This window comes from Allobosea thiooxidans (genome assembly GCF_900168195.1).
Taxonomy (GTDB): domain Bacteria; phylum Pseudomonadota; class Alphaproteobacteria; order Rhizobiales; family Beijerinckiaceae; genus Allobosea; species Allobosea thiooxidans.
In genome coordinates this window covers 504428-517040 of sequence record NZ_FUYX01000002.1, presented here as the reverse complement: position 1 = coordinate 517040, position 12613 = coordinate 504428, and the positions used below count along the sequence as shown (strand labels likewise).

Annotated in this window: 11 protein-coding genes and 1 riboswitch; of the genes, 2 read left to right on the top strand and 9 right to left on the bottom strand. The window is 66.4% G+C overall.

All coding sequences use genetic code 11. From position 1 onward, the window contains the following. Window positions 1-144: 144 nt before the first annotated feature. From B5Y19_RS05510 to B5Y19_RS05485, 6 genes are all read right to left on the bottom strand, one after another. On the bottom strand, window positions 145-1083 hold the full coding sequence (locus tag B5Y19_RS05510; RefSeq protein WP_055726782.1) for a LysR substrate-binding domain-containing protein: 939 nt from the start codon (window positions 1081-1083) through the stop codon (window positions 145-147). An 85-nt stretch (window positions 1084-1168) separates the two neighbouring features. Then, window positions 1169-1939: an ABC transporter ATP-binding protein gene (locus B5Y19_RS05505; RefSeq protein WP_055726781.1), complete on the bottom strand. Its 771-nt coding sequence runs from the start codon at window positions 1937-1939 to the stop codon at window positions 1169-1171. Next, window positions 1936-2799, bottom strand: a complete 864-nt coding sequence (locus B5Y19_RS05500; protein ID WP_055726780.1) for an ABC transporter ATP-binding protein — start codon at window positions 2797-2799, stop codon at window positions 1936-1938. Before B5Y19_RS05500 ends, B5Y19_RS05505 begins: the two co-directional genes overlap by 4 nt. 11 nt (window positions 2800-2810) lie before the next feature. After that, on the bottom strand, window positions 2811-3728 hold the full coding sequence (gene nikC, locus B5Y19_RS05495) for a nickel transporter permease (RefSeq protein WP_055726779.1): 918 nt from the start codon (window positions 3726-3728) through the stop codon (window positions 2811-2813). Next, window positions 3725-4738: an ABC transporter permease gene (locus B5Y19_RS05490; protein ID WP_055726811.1), complete on the bottom strand. Its 1014-nt coding sequence runs from the start codon at window positions 4736-4738 to the stop codon at window positions 3725-3727. Before B5Y19_RS05490 ends, nikC begins: the two co-directional genes overlap by 4 nt. 51 nt (window positions 4739-4789) lie before the next feature. Beyond that, window positions 4790-6385, bottom strand: a complete 1596-nt coding sequence (locus B5Y19_RS05485; RefSeq protein ID WP_055726778.1) for an ABC transporter substrate-binding protein — start codon at window positions 6383-6385, stop codon at window positions 4790-4792. Window positions 6386-6792: 407 nt separating this feature from the next. Between B5Y19_RS05485 and B5Y19_RS05480 the strand changes: the two genes are divergently transcribed. Continuing rightward, the gene (locus tag B5Y19_RS05480; RefSeq protein WP_176168569.1) at window positions 6793-7614 is read left to right on the top strand and encodes an alpha/beta hydrolase family protein; all 822 of its coding nucleotides are present in this window, start codon (window positions 6793-6795) and stop codon (window positions 7612-7614) included. 105 nt (window positions 7615-7719) lie between these two features. Further along, window positions 7720-7815: riboswitch (glycine riboswitch) on the top strand. Between the two features lie 134 nt (window positions 7816-7949). After that, window positions 7950-9209 (top strand): D-amino acid dehydrogenase, encoded by a 1260-nt coding sequence (locus B5Y19_RS05475; protein ID WP_079591191.1) that lies wholly within the window; start codon window positions 7950-7952, stop codon window positions 9207-9209. A gap of 186 nt (window positions 9210-9395) precedes the next feature. On the opposite strand, the gene B5Y19_RS05470 is transcribed toward B5Y19_RS05475, so the two are convergent. The 3 genes from B5Y19_RS05470 to B5Y19_RS05460 all read right to left on the bottom strand — a co-directional run bounded on the left by B5Y19_RS05470 (window position 9396) and on the right by B5Y19_RS05460 (window position 12607). After that, a complete protein-coding gene (locus tag B5Y19_RS05470) occupies window positions 9396-10730 on the bottom strand; it encodes an aspartate aminotransferase family protein (RefSeq protein WP_055726776.1) in 1335 nt (444 codons plus the stop codon). A gap of 5 nt (window positions 10731-10735) precedes the next feature. Then, complete coding sequence (locus B5Y19_RS05465; protein WP_055726809.1) at window positions 10736-11791, bottom strand: phosphotransferase; 1056 nt, start codon at window positions 11789-11791, stop codon at window positions 10736-10738. Window positions 11792-11941: 150 nt separating this feature from the next. Then, window positions 11942-12607 carry a GntR family transcriptional regulator gene (locus B5Y19_RS05460; RefSeq protein ID WP_055726775.1) on the bottom strand — a complete coding sequence of 222 codons (666 nt, stop codon included), beginning with the start codon at window positions 12605-12607 and terminating at the stop codon, window positions 11942-11944. Between the last annotated feature and the right edge of the window lie 6 nt (window positions 12608-12613).

Sequence of the window (12613 nt, the reverse complement as noted above, 5' to 3'; positions counted from 1 at the left end):
AGCGACAATGGCATCCGCGGCTGCATCAAAAACCCGGAAGCGGCGACGGACATATCACCTTGGAATGCCGCGTTCCGAGCGCAACGAGCCTTCTCTGCAAAGGCGAAGCGTCAGGATGGTTTTCGAAGGAGGCCGGCCACGCACTCAACCGCACGCCATTTGCGGTTTCACGTCGAGCGGCTCGGCCTGCTCCTCGCTGATGATGCGCCAAAACTGCTCCACGACCGGACGGGAGTTCGACAAGGATCGGTAAAGCCTGATGTCGACCGTCAGGTCCCAGCTGGGATCGGCCGCGCGCACGAGCTGCCCGCCGGCGAGATCGAGCCGTACGATGCTTTCCGGGATCCAGGCCAGTCCCCAACCGGCCAGCGCCATCGCCTTCAGGCCTTCAGACATCGTGTTCTCGTGGATCGTGATGCGCTCGAGCGGCCGCCTCGCGAACAGGTCGGCCAGCGCATGGCTGAAGAACGCCCCAGCGCCATAGGCGAGGTGCCGCGGCGGCGCTGCTCCCGGCGCGATCCGATGAAGCGGGCGGCCGCTGGCATCGGGGGCGGAAACAGGGATCACGCGCTCGTCCCCCAGACGCCGATGGGTGATGTCGCTGTCGCCGATGAAGACCGGCACCGCGCTATGCGAATACATCAACAGGAAATCGCTGCCGCCTTCCCGCAGCGAGGTCACGAGGGAATCGATCCCGTTATTGTCGGCGCTCACCCGCGTCCGCAGCCCGCCGAAGCGAGGCTCGATGCGCCGCAGCCATTGCGGGAAGAAGGTCAGCGACAAGGTGTGGAGCGCTGCAAAAGTCAGGGTGTTGGCGCGCAGGCCCTGCTTCTCCCGCAGATTATCCCTGGCGCGCAGCAGGTCCTGCAGCAACTCCTGCGCCGTCCCGCGAAAACTCTCCCCTGCCGCAGTCAGCCGGACCGGATAGGTGGCGCGGTCGATCAGGGGCAGCCCGACCCAATCCTCCAATTGCCTGATGCGACGGCTGAAGGCGGATTGGGTGACATGGCGTTCGGCGGCGGAACGGGAGAAGCTGGCCGTGTTCGCCAGGCTGAGGAAATCCTCCAACCATTTGACCTCCATGGCTCCCCCCTAGCGCGACAGGATCGCAGCGCCCGACTGCGTCCGGAGGCGATGCCCGGACGGCTTCTGCCCCCGCAGAACCGGGTTAGTCCGAATCGAGACTGACCAGCGCGCGATCATAGCCCGCGCTGGCGGCGATGAGCCTTTGCGTGTAGCCGCCATGGGCACGCCCCGACATCAGATCGGCGACGCCCAGCTCCTCGACCAGCCTGCCCTGTTTCATCACGGCAAGCCGGTTGCACAGGTTCGCGACCACCGCCAGATCATGGCTGACGAGGACGCAGGTCAGCCCCTGCTCGACCTGGATGTCGCGGAGCAGGTTGAGGACCTCGGCCTGGACCGACACGTCGAGCGCCGAGGTCGGCTCGTCGAGGAAGAGGATGCGCGGCTCGAGGATCAAGGCCCGGGCGATCGCGACGCGCTGGCGCTGGCCGCCCGAGAGCTGATGCGGATAGCGGAAGCGGAAGCTCTCGCCGAGCCCGACCTGGGCGAGCACGCGGGAGACGCGCGCGCCGATATCGGCGATGCCGTGCACCAGCAGCGGCTCCGACAGGATGGTGTTGACGGTGTGCCGGGGATGCAGGGAACCGTAAGGGTCCTGGAACACCATCTGGGCCATCCGGTAGAAGGCGAGGTCGCGCACCGGTCCGACCGGCTTGCCGGCGATCCTGATCGAGCCCGACCACTGCCGGTTGAGGCCGCACAGGCAGCGCAGGATCGTGGTCTTGCCGCAGCCGGATTCCCCCACCAGCCCGTAGACGGTCGCCTCCGGGATCGTGAAGGAGACATCGTCGACGGCGATGGTCTCGTTTTCATCCGCGCCGAAGGCGACGCGCAGCTGGCTGACTTCGATCATGCTTCCGCCGGAATGGGTTCGTCGCGCCAGGAAGGGTCGCGCTCCAGCACCCGCAGGCGCTTATGGCCGTCTTCGAGCCGGGGCAGCGAGGCCAGGAGCCCGCGCGTATAGGGGTGCTTCGCCTGGTGCAGCTCCGCGGCGGGGCAGCGCTCGACGATGCGCCCGGCATACATGATCAGCACCTCGTCGCAGAAGGTCGAAACCAGGTTGAGATCATGGCTGATGAACATCAGGCCGATGCCGCGCGTGGTCACGAGCTCGTCCAGAATGGCCAGGACCTGGAGTCGGACGGTGACGTCGAGCGCCGAGGTCGGCTCGTCCGCGATGATGAGCTCGGGCTCGGGGATCAGCATCATCGCAATCATGATGCGCTGCCCCATGCCGCCGGAAACCTCGTGCGGGTAGAGCGAGAACACGCGCCTGGGATCGCGGATGCGGACCGCGGCAAGCATTTCCAGTGCCCGCTCCTCCGCTTCAGCCTTGGAAGCACGATGATGGACGCGGAAGGCCTCGGCGATCTGATGCCCGACCCGCATGACCGGGTTGAGCGAGTATTTGGGGTCCTGCAGGATCATCGAGATGCGCTTGCCGCGCACGCCCAGCATCTCGCTTTCGCTGAGACCCGCGAGATCGGTGTCCCCGAGCTTCATCGACTTGACGCTGGAGGTCGCTCCGCCCGGCAGAAGCTTGAGGATCGCGCGGCCGGTCATCGACTTGCCGGAGCCGGATTCGCCGACGATGCCGACCTTGTTGCGGCCGATCGCGAAGCTGATGCCGCGCACGGCCTCCACCGTGCCGCGCGGCGTCGGGAAGCCGACGCGCAGATCCTCGACGGTGAGGATGGGGCTGTTCGAAGTCATCGCCATCTCCTTCAGCTGCGCGGGTTCAGCATGTCGCGCAGCCCGTCGCCGAACAGGTTGAAGGCGAGGCTGACGGTCAGGATGGCAAGGCCGGGCATGGCGGCGAGATACCAGTGCTCGAGCAGGTATTGCCGGGCGGTCGAGAGCATGGCGCCCCATTCCGGCGTCGGCGGCTGCGCACCCAGGCCTAGGAAGCCGAGGCCAGCCGCCGTCAGCGCGACGCTGGCCATGCTCAGCGTCACCCGCACGACGACCGAGGGCAGGCACATCGGCATGACATGCTTGAAGATGATCCGCGGCGTCGAGGCGCCCATGACGCGGACGGCATCGACATAGTCGCTGGAGCGGATCGTCAGCGTCTCGGCCCGTGCGAGGCGGGCGATGCCCGGCCAGGACGAGAGCGCGATCGCAATGATCGCATTGTCGAGGCTGGGCCCCAGCGCAGAGACGAACGCCAGCGCCAGGATCAGGCTCGGAAAGGACAGGAAGATATCGGTGATGCGCATCAGCAGCGCTTCGACCCAGCCGCCGAGATAGCCGGCCGTCGCGCCGATGCACAGGCCGATCGGCCCGACGATCACGGCGACGAGGCCGACGATGTAGAGCGTGGTCCGGGCGCCGTAGACGATGCGGCTGAAGACGTCCCGGCCGAGCTCGTCGGTTCCCAGCCAATGCGCCGCACTCGGGCGCTGGAGCCGCTCAGTCAGGACCTGGTCGAAGGGCGAGTGGGTGGCGATCCAGGGCGCCATCAGGGCGACCAGCCCGAGTGCCAGCAGGACGACGAGGCCGATCACCGCGAGCGGGTTCGCGGCCAGGCGCAGCCAGGCGAGGTAGAAGCTCTGCGACCAGGCCTGGAAGCCGGATTCCGGCGCCTCGGCGAGGAGCCAGGTTCGCAACGAGGCGTCGCGTTCGAAGGATTGAACCGTCATCGGGTGCGCGGGTCCAGGAAGCGATAGAGGAGATCGGTGATCAGGTTCAGGCAAATGAAGACCAACCCGACGATCAGGGTGCAGGCGAGCACGGCGTTCATGTCGCCGATCATCAACGCGGTGGTCAGGTACTGGCCGAAGCCGGGCCAGGCGAAGACCGTCTCGGTGAGCACCGCTCCTTCGAGCAACCCGCCATAGGAGATCGCGACGATGGTCGCGAGCTGGACCAGCACGTTGCGGAAGGCATGCCCCCAGACCACGCGCCGCCGCGACAGCCCCTTGACCCGTGCCGTGGTCACATATTCCTGCCCGAGCTGGTCGAGCATGAAGCTGCGGGTCATGCGGCTGATATAGGCCATCGACGAATAGCCGAGCAGGAGCGCCGGCAGGATGATGTGCCTGAGCGCGCTGACGAAGACGTCCCAGTCGCCGGCCAGCAGGGAATCGACCAGCAGCATGCCTGTCCGCCGCGGCACCGCGTCGAGATAGAAGATGTCGACCCGTCCGGAGCCGCCGACCCAGCCGAGCCAGGCGTAGAAAACGATCAGCCCCATCAGGCCGAGCCAGAAGATCGGGACCGAATGCCCGATCAGCGACAGAAGCCGCACGGCATGGTCGATCGGCCGCCCCCGATAGACCGCAGCCGCGACGCCGAAGGGAATGCCAAGCCCGCAGCCGATGATGATGGCGACGGTGGCGAGCTCGACCGTCGCGGGAATGACGTGCCTGAGATCATCGGCGACGGCATTGCCGGTGAAGATCGCTCGTCCGAAATTCCCGCTCAGCATGTCGCGCAGGAACAGGCCGAACTGGACGTAGAGCGGCTGGTCGAGACCCAGTCTGGCGCGCACGGTCTCGTAGACGCTGGCATCGGCCTTCTCGCCGACCACGGCGGCGATCGGGTCGAAGGGCAGCACGCGGCCGATGAAGAAGGTCAGGGCCAGCAGGCCGAGCAGGGTGAGCGCGATGGAGAGGCTGCCGCGCAGGATGGGGAGCACCCGGCGCGGCAGGCGCGCGCGGACAGGCCGCCGCGGCGCGAGATCGGTCAGGGAGCTCACGACTCAGTCCTTCTGGATCGTGTCGTAGAAGATTTCCGCGCCGTTATAGTCGAAGCGCTTGACCCGCTTGTGCAGGGCCATCGCGCCCAGCCGCTGGAAGATGCCGATGATCGGCGATTCCTGCATGTGGCGGCGCTGCAGCTCGGCATAGAGCGCCGTGCGCTTGGCCGGATCGCGCTCGCGCTGGGCGGTCTCGACCTGCTCCTTGAACCAAGCGCCCGGTGCCCAGGCGGCGCGCCAGGCGAGGAAATTGGTGGCCTTCGCCGCGTCGCTGTTGTCGGGGTTGTAGGCCATCCGCAGCGCCATGTCGTTGGCGTCGGGATAGTCGTAGTCATAGACCGCCATCAGCATCTGGAAGTCGCGGCTGCGCATCAGCGTGTAGAGCTGGGCCGTCGCCATGGTCCGGACCTCCAGCGTCACGCCGGCCTTCGCCGCATTCTGCTGCAGGTTCTGCGCCAGGTCCGGGAACGGGTAGTTCGTCATCGTCAGGATGGTCTTCTTGAACCCGTCGCCATAGCCCGCCTCGGCCAGCAGGGCCTTCGCCTTGGCGATATCGAGCCGATAGGGGTCCTCGCCTTTCGGCAGCGCCCCGAACACGCCGGCGGGCACGAAGCTCTGACGGATTTCGGCACGCCCCTTCTGCACCGTCTCGCTCAGGCCCTGGTAGTCGATCAGGTAGCGGAAGGCCTCGATCACCTTCGGATTGGTGAGGACCGGGTCCTTCTGGTTGAGCGCGAGATAGACGCTGTCGAGCCGCGGCTTGAACTGGAAGCGCAGATCCGGATTGGCGACCATCGCCGCCAGGGACGAGGCCTCGACCGACTTGGCGTAGTCGATGTCGTTCTTCTCGAGCAGCAGCCGCTGCGCGCCCGGCTCCGGCACATGCCGCACGATGATCCGCTTCATCGCCGGCGCCCCGCTCCAGAATTTCGGATAGCCTTCCAGGATCACCACTTCCTGAGCACGCAGCGTGTTCAGGCGGTAGGGGCCGTAGCAGGCGACATTGGTGTTCAGCCAGCCGGCGCCGAGATCGCCGTCCTTCTCATGCGCCATCACCGTGTCTGCGTCGAGCGCCGCGCCCAGGCGGTGATTGGTAAAGGCGAAAGGCGTAATCGACGGCGCGAGATCCTTCGTCAGGGTGATGACGAGCGTATGGTCGTCCGGCGTCGCGATCTGGTCCGGCGAACTCAGCCCCCAGTCGCGCATCAGGCTGGCGGTGACGAGGTTCAGCTTCATCGACCGGCGCATCGACCAGGCGACGCTCGACGACGTCACCGGCTTGCCCGAGGCGAAGACCATGCCGCGCCGGATGGAGAACGTCCACGTCTTGCCGTCCGGGGAATTCGACCATGTCTCGGCGAGGCCCGCGACCACTTTCGATGGGTCCTGATGGTCGAGCGACAGCAGCGGCGTGCACATCTGCCGCAGCAATTCGTTGGGGAACGACTCGTTGGCTGCGGCCGGATCGAAAGTGATGAAGGTCGTGAGGTCGCTCGCCATGACGAAGACGTCCTTGGGCGTCGCGGCCTGCCCCGATGTCACGGCGGAGCCGAGCAGAAGCGAGCCCGCCAGAGCGGCGCGGGCAAATCGGATCAACATTCGGATATCCCTCCCATGCGGATCGACATCGGCATCACGGCCGCCTCGATCACGATCTTATTGGGAGCAGATTGTTCGTAATCGACACCATTCATCAAGTGTTAGATTATGCTTTAAATGCATAATCTAAATACATTTTCGCATAATCATCTGAAACAGCCAATTCACTCCTGGAGCGCAGCAATATCACTTGACTCCAAATCATCAAACTACTTCTTTACGGAAATCGATCGGGATGGAATGCAAATATGTCTCTCTTCGCATCGGGCATCACCTTCGCCTGCGACTGGATCGTTCCGTTGAAATATGCCGCCGCTGTCTCGGCTCTGGCGCTGGGCCTGAACACTCCGGCTCAGGCGGAGCGTGCCAATCCGTGGGAGAGCGTTGCGCTTCCGCAGCCGGGGCGATTGTCCGTCGAGCGCGAACGCGCCGATGAGCAGGCCTGGTTCGTCCCCGTGGGCAAGGACGCCGAGGGCGTCGATATCCTGCTGCCGGCCCGCGTCTTCGTTCCGCCCGGTCCCGGCCCCTTCCCGCTCGCTGTCGTCAGCCACGGTTCGCCGGCAAACGCCGCCGCGCGCAAGACGATGGCGCCGCCCGAATACCGCGCCGGAGCCGACTGGCTCGTCTCGCGCGGTTTCATGGTCGTGATGCCACTGCGCCGTGGATACGGCCCGCGCGGAGGCGCATGGGCCGAAACCTATGGGCCTTGCAGCCAGCCGGACTTTGTTGGCGGCGGGCTGGCGACAGCGGACGATATTCAGGCCGTGACCCGCTATTTTGCGGACCTTCCCACCGTCCAGGCCGACCGCATCCTGCTCGTCGGCCAATCGGCCGGCGGCTGGGGCTCGCTCGCCGCGGCGAGCCGGAGCCCGGCAGGCGTCCGGGCCGTCATCAACTTCGCCGGTGGCCGCGGCGGCTATGCGGGCGGGCGACCGAACCAGAGTTGCGCCCCGGAAAAGCTGATCGATGCCGCAGCAACCTTCGGGCGCACGTCGAAGATCCCGACCCTGTGGATCTATACCAAGAACGATCGCTTCTTCGACGGTTCCCTCACCACGCGCATGGCCGAAGCCTATCGGGCCGCCGGCGGCGATGCCGAGTTCCATCTCCTGGATTCGTTCGGGGAGGATGGGCACAGGCTCTTTCCGACGGCGGAAGGCCGCGCGTTCTGGCAGCCTCATACCGACCGCTTCCTCGATCGCGTTCTGACGATGGGCGCGAAGCCTTGATGCCGAGGCTGGAAGCACCGACTCTGCCTGCCACCCGACGGGGAAGAGCCTGACGACAGTGGCCGTTTTCGGGAAGCGATAGGCTTCCGAACGCGGTTACGATAACAAGGATTCGCGGGAGAGATCGTCTCGGTCACACGAGAAGGCGCCGACGGAGCAACCGCCCCGGAAACTCTCAGGCAAAAGAACCGCACCCGAATTGAAACTCTGAAAAGCGGAGCGATCGCTCCCGCCGACGGTGTAAGCCCGTTGCTCGATGATGAGCGTGGGCGAAGCTCTCAGGCCAATGACAGAGGGGGCGCCACATCCGCAGAGGCTGCGGAGGGAGCGCTTTCTTGTCGACTGAAAACACCAACATCGCCGTCATCGGTGCCGGGATCACCGGTATCACCACCGCCTACAACCTGCTGAAGCGCGGCTGCCGGGTCACCGTGTTCGAGCGGCACCCCTATGCCGCGATGGAGACCTCCTTCGCCAATGGCGGCCAGCTCTCCGCCTCGAATGCCGAGGTCTGGAACAGCTGGGCGACGATGCTGAAGGGCATCAAATGGATGTTCACGCCGGGCGCCCCGCTGCTCGTCGGTCCGCGGCCGGGATGGCACAAGCTTTCATGGATGGCGGAATTCGTCGCCGCCATCCCGCGCTATGAGGAAAACACCATCACGACCGCCCGCCTCGCGATGGAGGCGCGGCATCACCTGCGGACGATCGCGGCGGAGGAAGGCGTCGCCTTCGACTGCGAGGAGCGCGGAATTCTGCATGTCTATCGCGGCAGGAAGGATTTCGAGGCCGCCGCACGGGTGACGTCGCTCCTGGCCAAGGCGGGGCTGGAGCGACGCTCGGTGACGCCGCAGGAAATCCGATCGATCGAGCCGGCTCTCCGCGGCGAGTTCCATGGCGGGTTCTACACCCCCTCGGACTTCACTGGCGATATCCATAAATTCACGACCGGCTTGTCGCGGGCCTGCGAGCGGCTGGGCGCCGAGATGCGGTTCGGCATCGATGTCCTCTCGATCACGCCCGGCGGGAGGTCGGTCGAGGTCGGCTTTAGCCAATGCGGAGCGGCGGATCGCGCGAGGGATACGCAGGTTGCGACGTTCGATTCCATCGTGGTCTGCGGCGGCGTCGGCTCCCGCCAGCTCGCAGCGAAGGTGGGCGACCGGGTGAACGTCTATCCGGTGAAGGGCTATTCCATCACTGTAGAATTGCCGGAGAAGGCCGATCAGGATGCCGCTCCCTGGACGAGCCTGCTCGACGACCAGGCCAAGATCGTCACCAGCCGCCTTGGAGTGAAGCGCTTCCGCGTCGCGGGGACGGCGGAGTTCAACGGCTACGACAAGGATATCCGGGCGGCCCGCATCGAGCCGTTGATTGCCTGGTGCCGCAAGCATTTCCCGGAAATGAGCACGCGCCAGGTCGTGCCCTGGGCTGGCTTGAGGCCGATGATGCCGGACATGCTCCCACGCGTGATGCGCGGCCGCAGCCCGAGGGTGTTCTACAACACCGGCCACGGCCATCTCGGCTGGACCTTGTCCGCGGCTACAGCCGACGCGATCGCCGCGCTGGTCACGCAGCGTCCCAACGATCTGTCCTAGACCCTGCCGGCGACGCAGGCCGGCGCCTCTCCTGCCGGCCTGCGTCTGGTTCCGCAACGATCTGCCGCCTGTGACGCCGGCGTTCGCGCCCCGCGCCACCGGCACGATCCTCGCGAGACCTGCGGAAGAGGCACAAAGCCGAGCCGACCGCACGGACCTCCATGATCGGGCAGAGCTATGTGCTCCTCAGGACGAGGATCCGTTGGCGACATCGGTCACGACCTCGTCCAAAGCGGCAAGGAAGAGGTCGGCGTTCTCCTGCGAGAAGACGAGCGGCGGCCGGATCTTGAGCACGTTTGCGGCCGGCCCCGCCGCGCTGATCAGCACGCGCCGGGCGCGCAGCCCGTTGACGATGCGGGCGGTTTCTTCGGTCGCAGGCTCGCGCGTCGCGCGGTCGCGCACCAGCTCCGTCCCGACGAACAGGCCGGCGGAACGGATATCGCCGATGAGGGCGTGCCGCTGAGCCAGGGTTTCGAGCCCCTGGCGCAGGTAGGCTCCGACCGTCGCGGCATTCTCGACCAGCTTCTCACGCTCGATGACGTCCAGGACCGCCATCCCGACGGCGGCGGAAACGGCGTTGCCGCCAAAAGTATTGAAATAGCGCAGACGCTCGCCGAAGCGTGCGAGCACCTCCGGCCGCGCGACCATGCCCGCCATGGGATGTCCGTTGCCCATCGGCTTGCCCAGGGTGACCATGTCGGGCACGACGCCATGGCGCTGGAAGCCCCACATGCCGTCGCCGGTCCGGCCGAAGCCGGGCTGGACTTCGTCCGCGATGAAGACCCCGCCCACTTCGCGTACGGCCTCGACGGCTTCCCGCAGGAAGCCCGGAGGATCGGCGAAGACGCCGTCGCTGGAGAAGATCGTGTCGACCAGCAGCCCCGCCGGCTTGACGCCGTCGGCCCGCATCTGGGCCAGCGCCTGCCGCACATGGGCGGCGAAGATCCGGCCGATGTCCTGGTCCGGATTGCGATAGGCGTCGGGCGCCGGCACCCGGTAGACGCCCTGCCCCAGCTTCATGCCTGCGCCGAGCGAGGGCGACATCTCCGCGATCGCGTTGGTGACCCCGTGATAGGCGAATTGCGTGATGATGAACCCGGTTCCGCCCGTATGGGCGCGGGCGACGCGGAAGGCGAGATCATTGGCCTCGCTGCCCGTGCAGGTGAACATCACATGCCCCAGCTCTGCCGGAAAATACCCCAGCAGCCGCTCGGCATAGTCCAGCACCGTATCGTGCAGATAGCGCGTATGGGTGTTGAGCAGGCCGGCCTGGTTGGCGAGTGCCGCAACGACATGGGGGTGGCAATGCCCGACCGAGGCGACGTTGTTGTAGACGTCGAGATAGGCGCGGCCCTCTGGATCGTAGAGCCAGACGCCCTCGCCGCGGGTCACATGCACCGGGTCGGCATAGAACAGCCGGTATGCCGGGCCGAGCAGGCGCCGGCGGCGCTCCACCATTTCGCGCTCGCGCACGGCCAGGGCATCGGCGGCGGCAGGGTCGTAGGCGTTGATCATCGTCATCGTCGTCACTCCACCCGGCAGGCTTGGCGCAGATAGGCCTGAGCGTCTGTCCGATCCAACGTGTCGCAGCGTGTCAGGCGCGCCCAGGCCTGCAGGTTGTTGCGCAGGATATAGGCGTGGTTCTCGGGATAGCGGGCTGCGCGCCAGCCCGAGATCGCCACGGTCAGGACCATCCGCGTCGTGATGAGGTCGAACAGGAGGTCGAGCTCGACGGGTTCCAGCGGCACGAGCTGGTGATAGGCCGCGACCATCGCAGCCACCATCTCCAGCGGATGACCGGTTTCCGAGACCTGATAGGCGGCGGCCACCGCCAGGCTGTTGATCAGCGGCGCATGGACCATGTCGCCGAAATCGATGATCCCGGCGATGCGGCTGTGATCGTCGGGCGCCACCAGCACGTTGTGCGGATTGAGGTCATTGTGGATCACCTGGGCGCGCAGGCCCGGCAGCATGGGCAGAGCATGGCGTTCGAAACTATCCAGAACCCGCGCGGCCAGCGCCCGCTGGGCGGGATTGCTAATATGCTCGAGCAGCGGACGCAGGGTGTTCGCGTGCTTCAGGTCCCACATCAGCTCATGGCCGGCGCCCGCATGGAAGAAACCGCGGAGCGCGAGGTCGAGCCGTGCTGCGTGAAGCCCCAGATTTTGCTGCAGGCTCAGGCTGGGCGAAGCCTTGTGCATGGGAAGGCCTTGCAGGAACGAGAGCACCCGGACCAGCCGCGGCGCCTGGCCGGGCCCCTCGAGCAGCCAATCCGCCGCACCGGTGCGAGTGGGGCGCAAGCGGGGAACCGGCAGGCCGGGATCGACGGCGGCGATGTGGAGCAGCGCCCTGGTCTGGAAATCGATGACCTGCGGATCTTCGGCCGGGTTGCTGACCTTCAGCACGTAGTGCGCATCGCCCGCGCGCAGATGGTAGTTGCGGTCGCGCTCGCCGGTCAGCTCACTGGCCTCGCCGGCGAGCCCGAAGACGTCCCGGGCGATGCGCTCGACATCCCGCAGCGACAGCTCCGGCGAAGCCGTGTCGAGAAGGACGCTCGTTTCCGAAATCTGGCTGGTCATCATGGCAAAGGTCCCTGGATGCATCGCCGCATCGCCCTGATCCGGAGATGCATCTCTGCTGGTCTCAAACGTGTTTTTCCCGCCGCCGGGCGACCCGCGCCGCCATCGGAAGGCTCGCCGCGGTCATGATCGGGAGGCTCCGTTCGTGAGCGGCTAGGGCTGCGGGCCTGCGCCGCCGGACGGGATCAGGATGCGGTTGCTGAGGATGACGTCGCCCCCGGCGAGAATGTCCTCGCGGATCGCCCTCTTCGCCGCCTGGGGCTCGTGGCGCCGGATCGCGTCGATGACGTCGTAGTGATGTTCGATCATCGTCCGCCCGCCATCCGCGTAGGCGGCGGCGATGACGGGGCCCATCTGGAGCCAGAGATTCTGCAGGATGCCGCGCAGGATCGGCATGGCGGCGATCTCGGCCAGTTCGAAATGGAAGACCTGGTTGATCGCCGTCGCACGGGTGAACTCGCTGCGCGCCAGGGCCTGCTCGTTGTCTTCCGTCAACCGTTCCAGCCTTGCGATGTCGGTCGGCGTCGCGTTCATGGCGGCGCCCTCCGCCGCGAGCCCCTCCAGCTTCAGGCGGATCACGCGGATTTCGAGATAGCGTTCCTGCTGCAGGCTCGGGACGCGGATGTCGCGCGGGCTTTTCAGCGCGAGCGCCCCCTCATGCACCAGCCGGAGCACGGCGTCGCGCACCGGCGTCACGCTGGTGCCCATCTGCTGGGCGAGGTCGCGGATCTTGAGACGGTCGCCGGGCTTCAGCGCCCCTTTTGTCAGGGCCTCGGCGATATGTTGGTACACGCTGCCGCCGAGACTGTTCTGGCCCACGCCCCG

What these genes read in the sequence shown, in the direction of transcription:
- nikC (WP_055726779.1), bottom strand. Translation starts at nt 3,728, where the DNA reads ATGACGGTTCAATCCTTCGAACGCGACGCCTCGTTGCGAACCTGGCTC.
- B5Y19_RS05465 (WP_055726809.1), bottom strand. Translation starts at nt 11,791, where the DNA reads ATGATGACCAGCCAGATTTCGGAAACGAGCGTCCTTCTCGACACGGCT.
- B5Y19_RS05510 (WP_055726782.1), bottom strand. Translation starts at nt 1,083, where the DNA reads ATGGAGGTCAAATGGTTGGAGGATTTCCTCAGCCTGGCGAACACGGCC.
- B5Y19_RS05500 (WP_055726780.1), bottom strand. Translation starts at nt 2,799, where the DNA reads ATGACTTCGAACAGCCCCATCCTCACCGTCGAGGATCTGCGCGTCGGC.
- B5Y19_RS05505 (WP_055726781.1), bottom strand. Translation starts at nt 1,939, where the DNA reads ATGATCGAAGTCAGCCAGCTGCGCGTCGCCTTCGGCGCGGATGAAAAC.
- B5Y19_RS05470 (WP_055726776.1), bottom strand. Translation starts at nt 10,730, where the DNA reads ATGACGATGATCAACGCCTACGACCCTGCCGCCGCCGATGCCCTGGCC.
- B5Y19_RS05485 (WP_055726778.1), bottom strand. Translation starts at nt 6,385, where the DNA reads ATGTTGATCCGATTTGCCCGCGCCGCTCTGGCGGGCTCGCTTCTGCTC.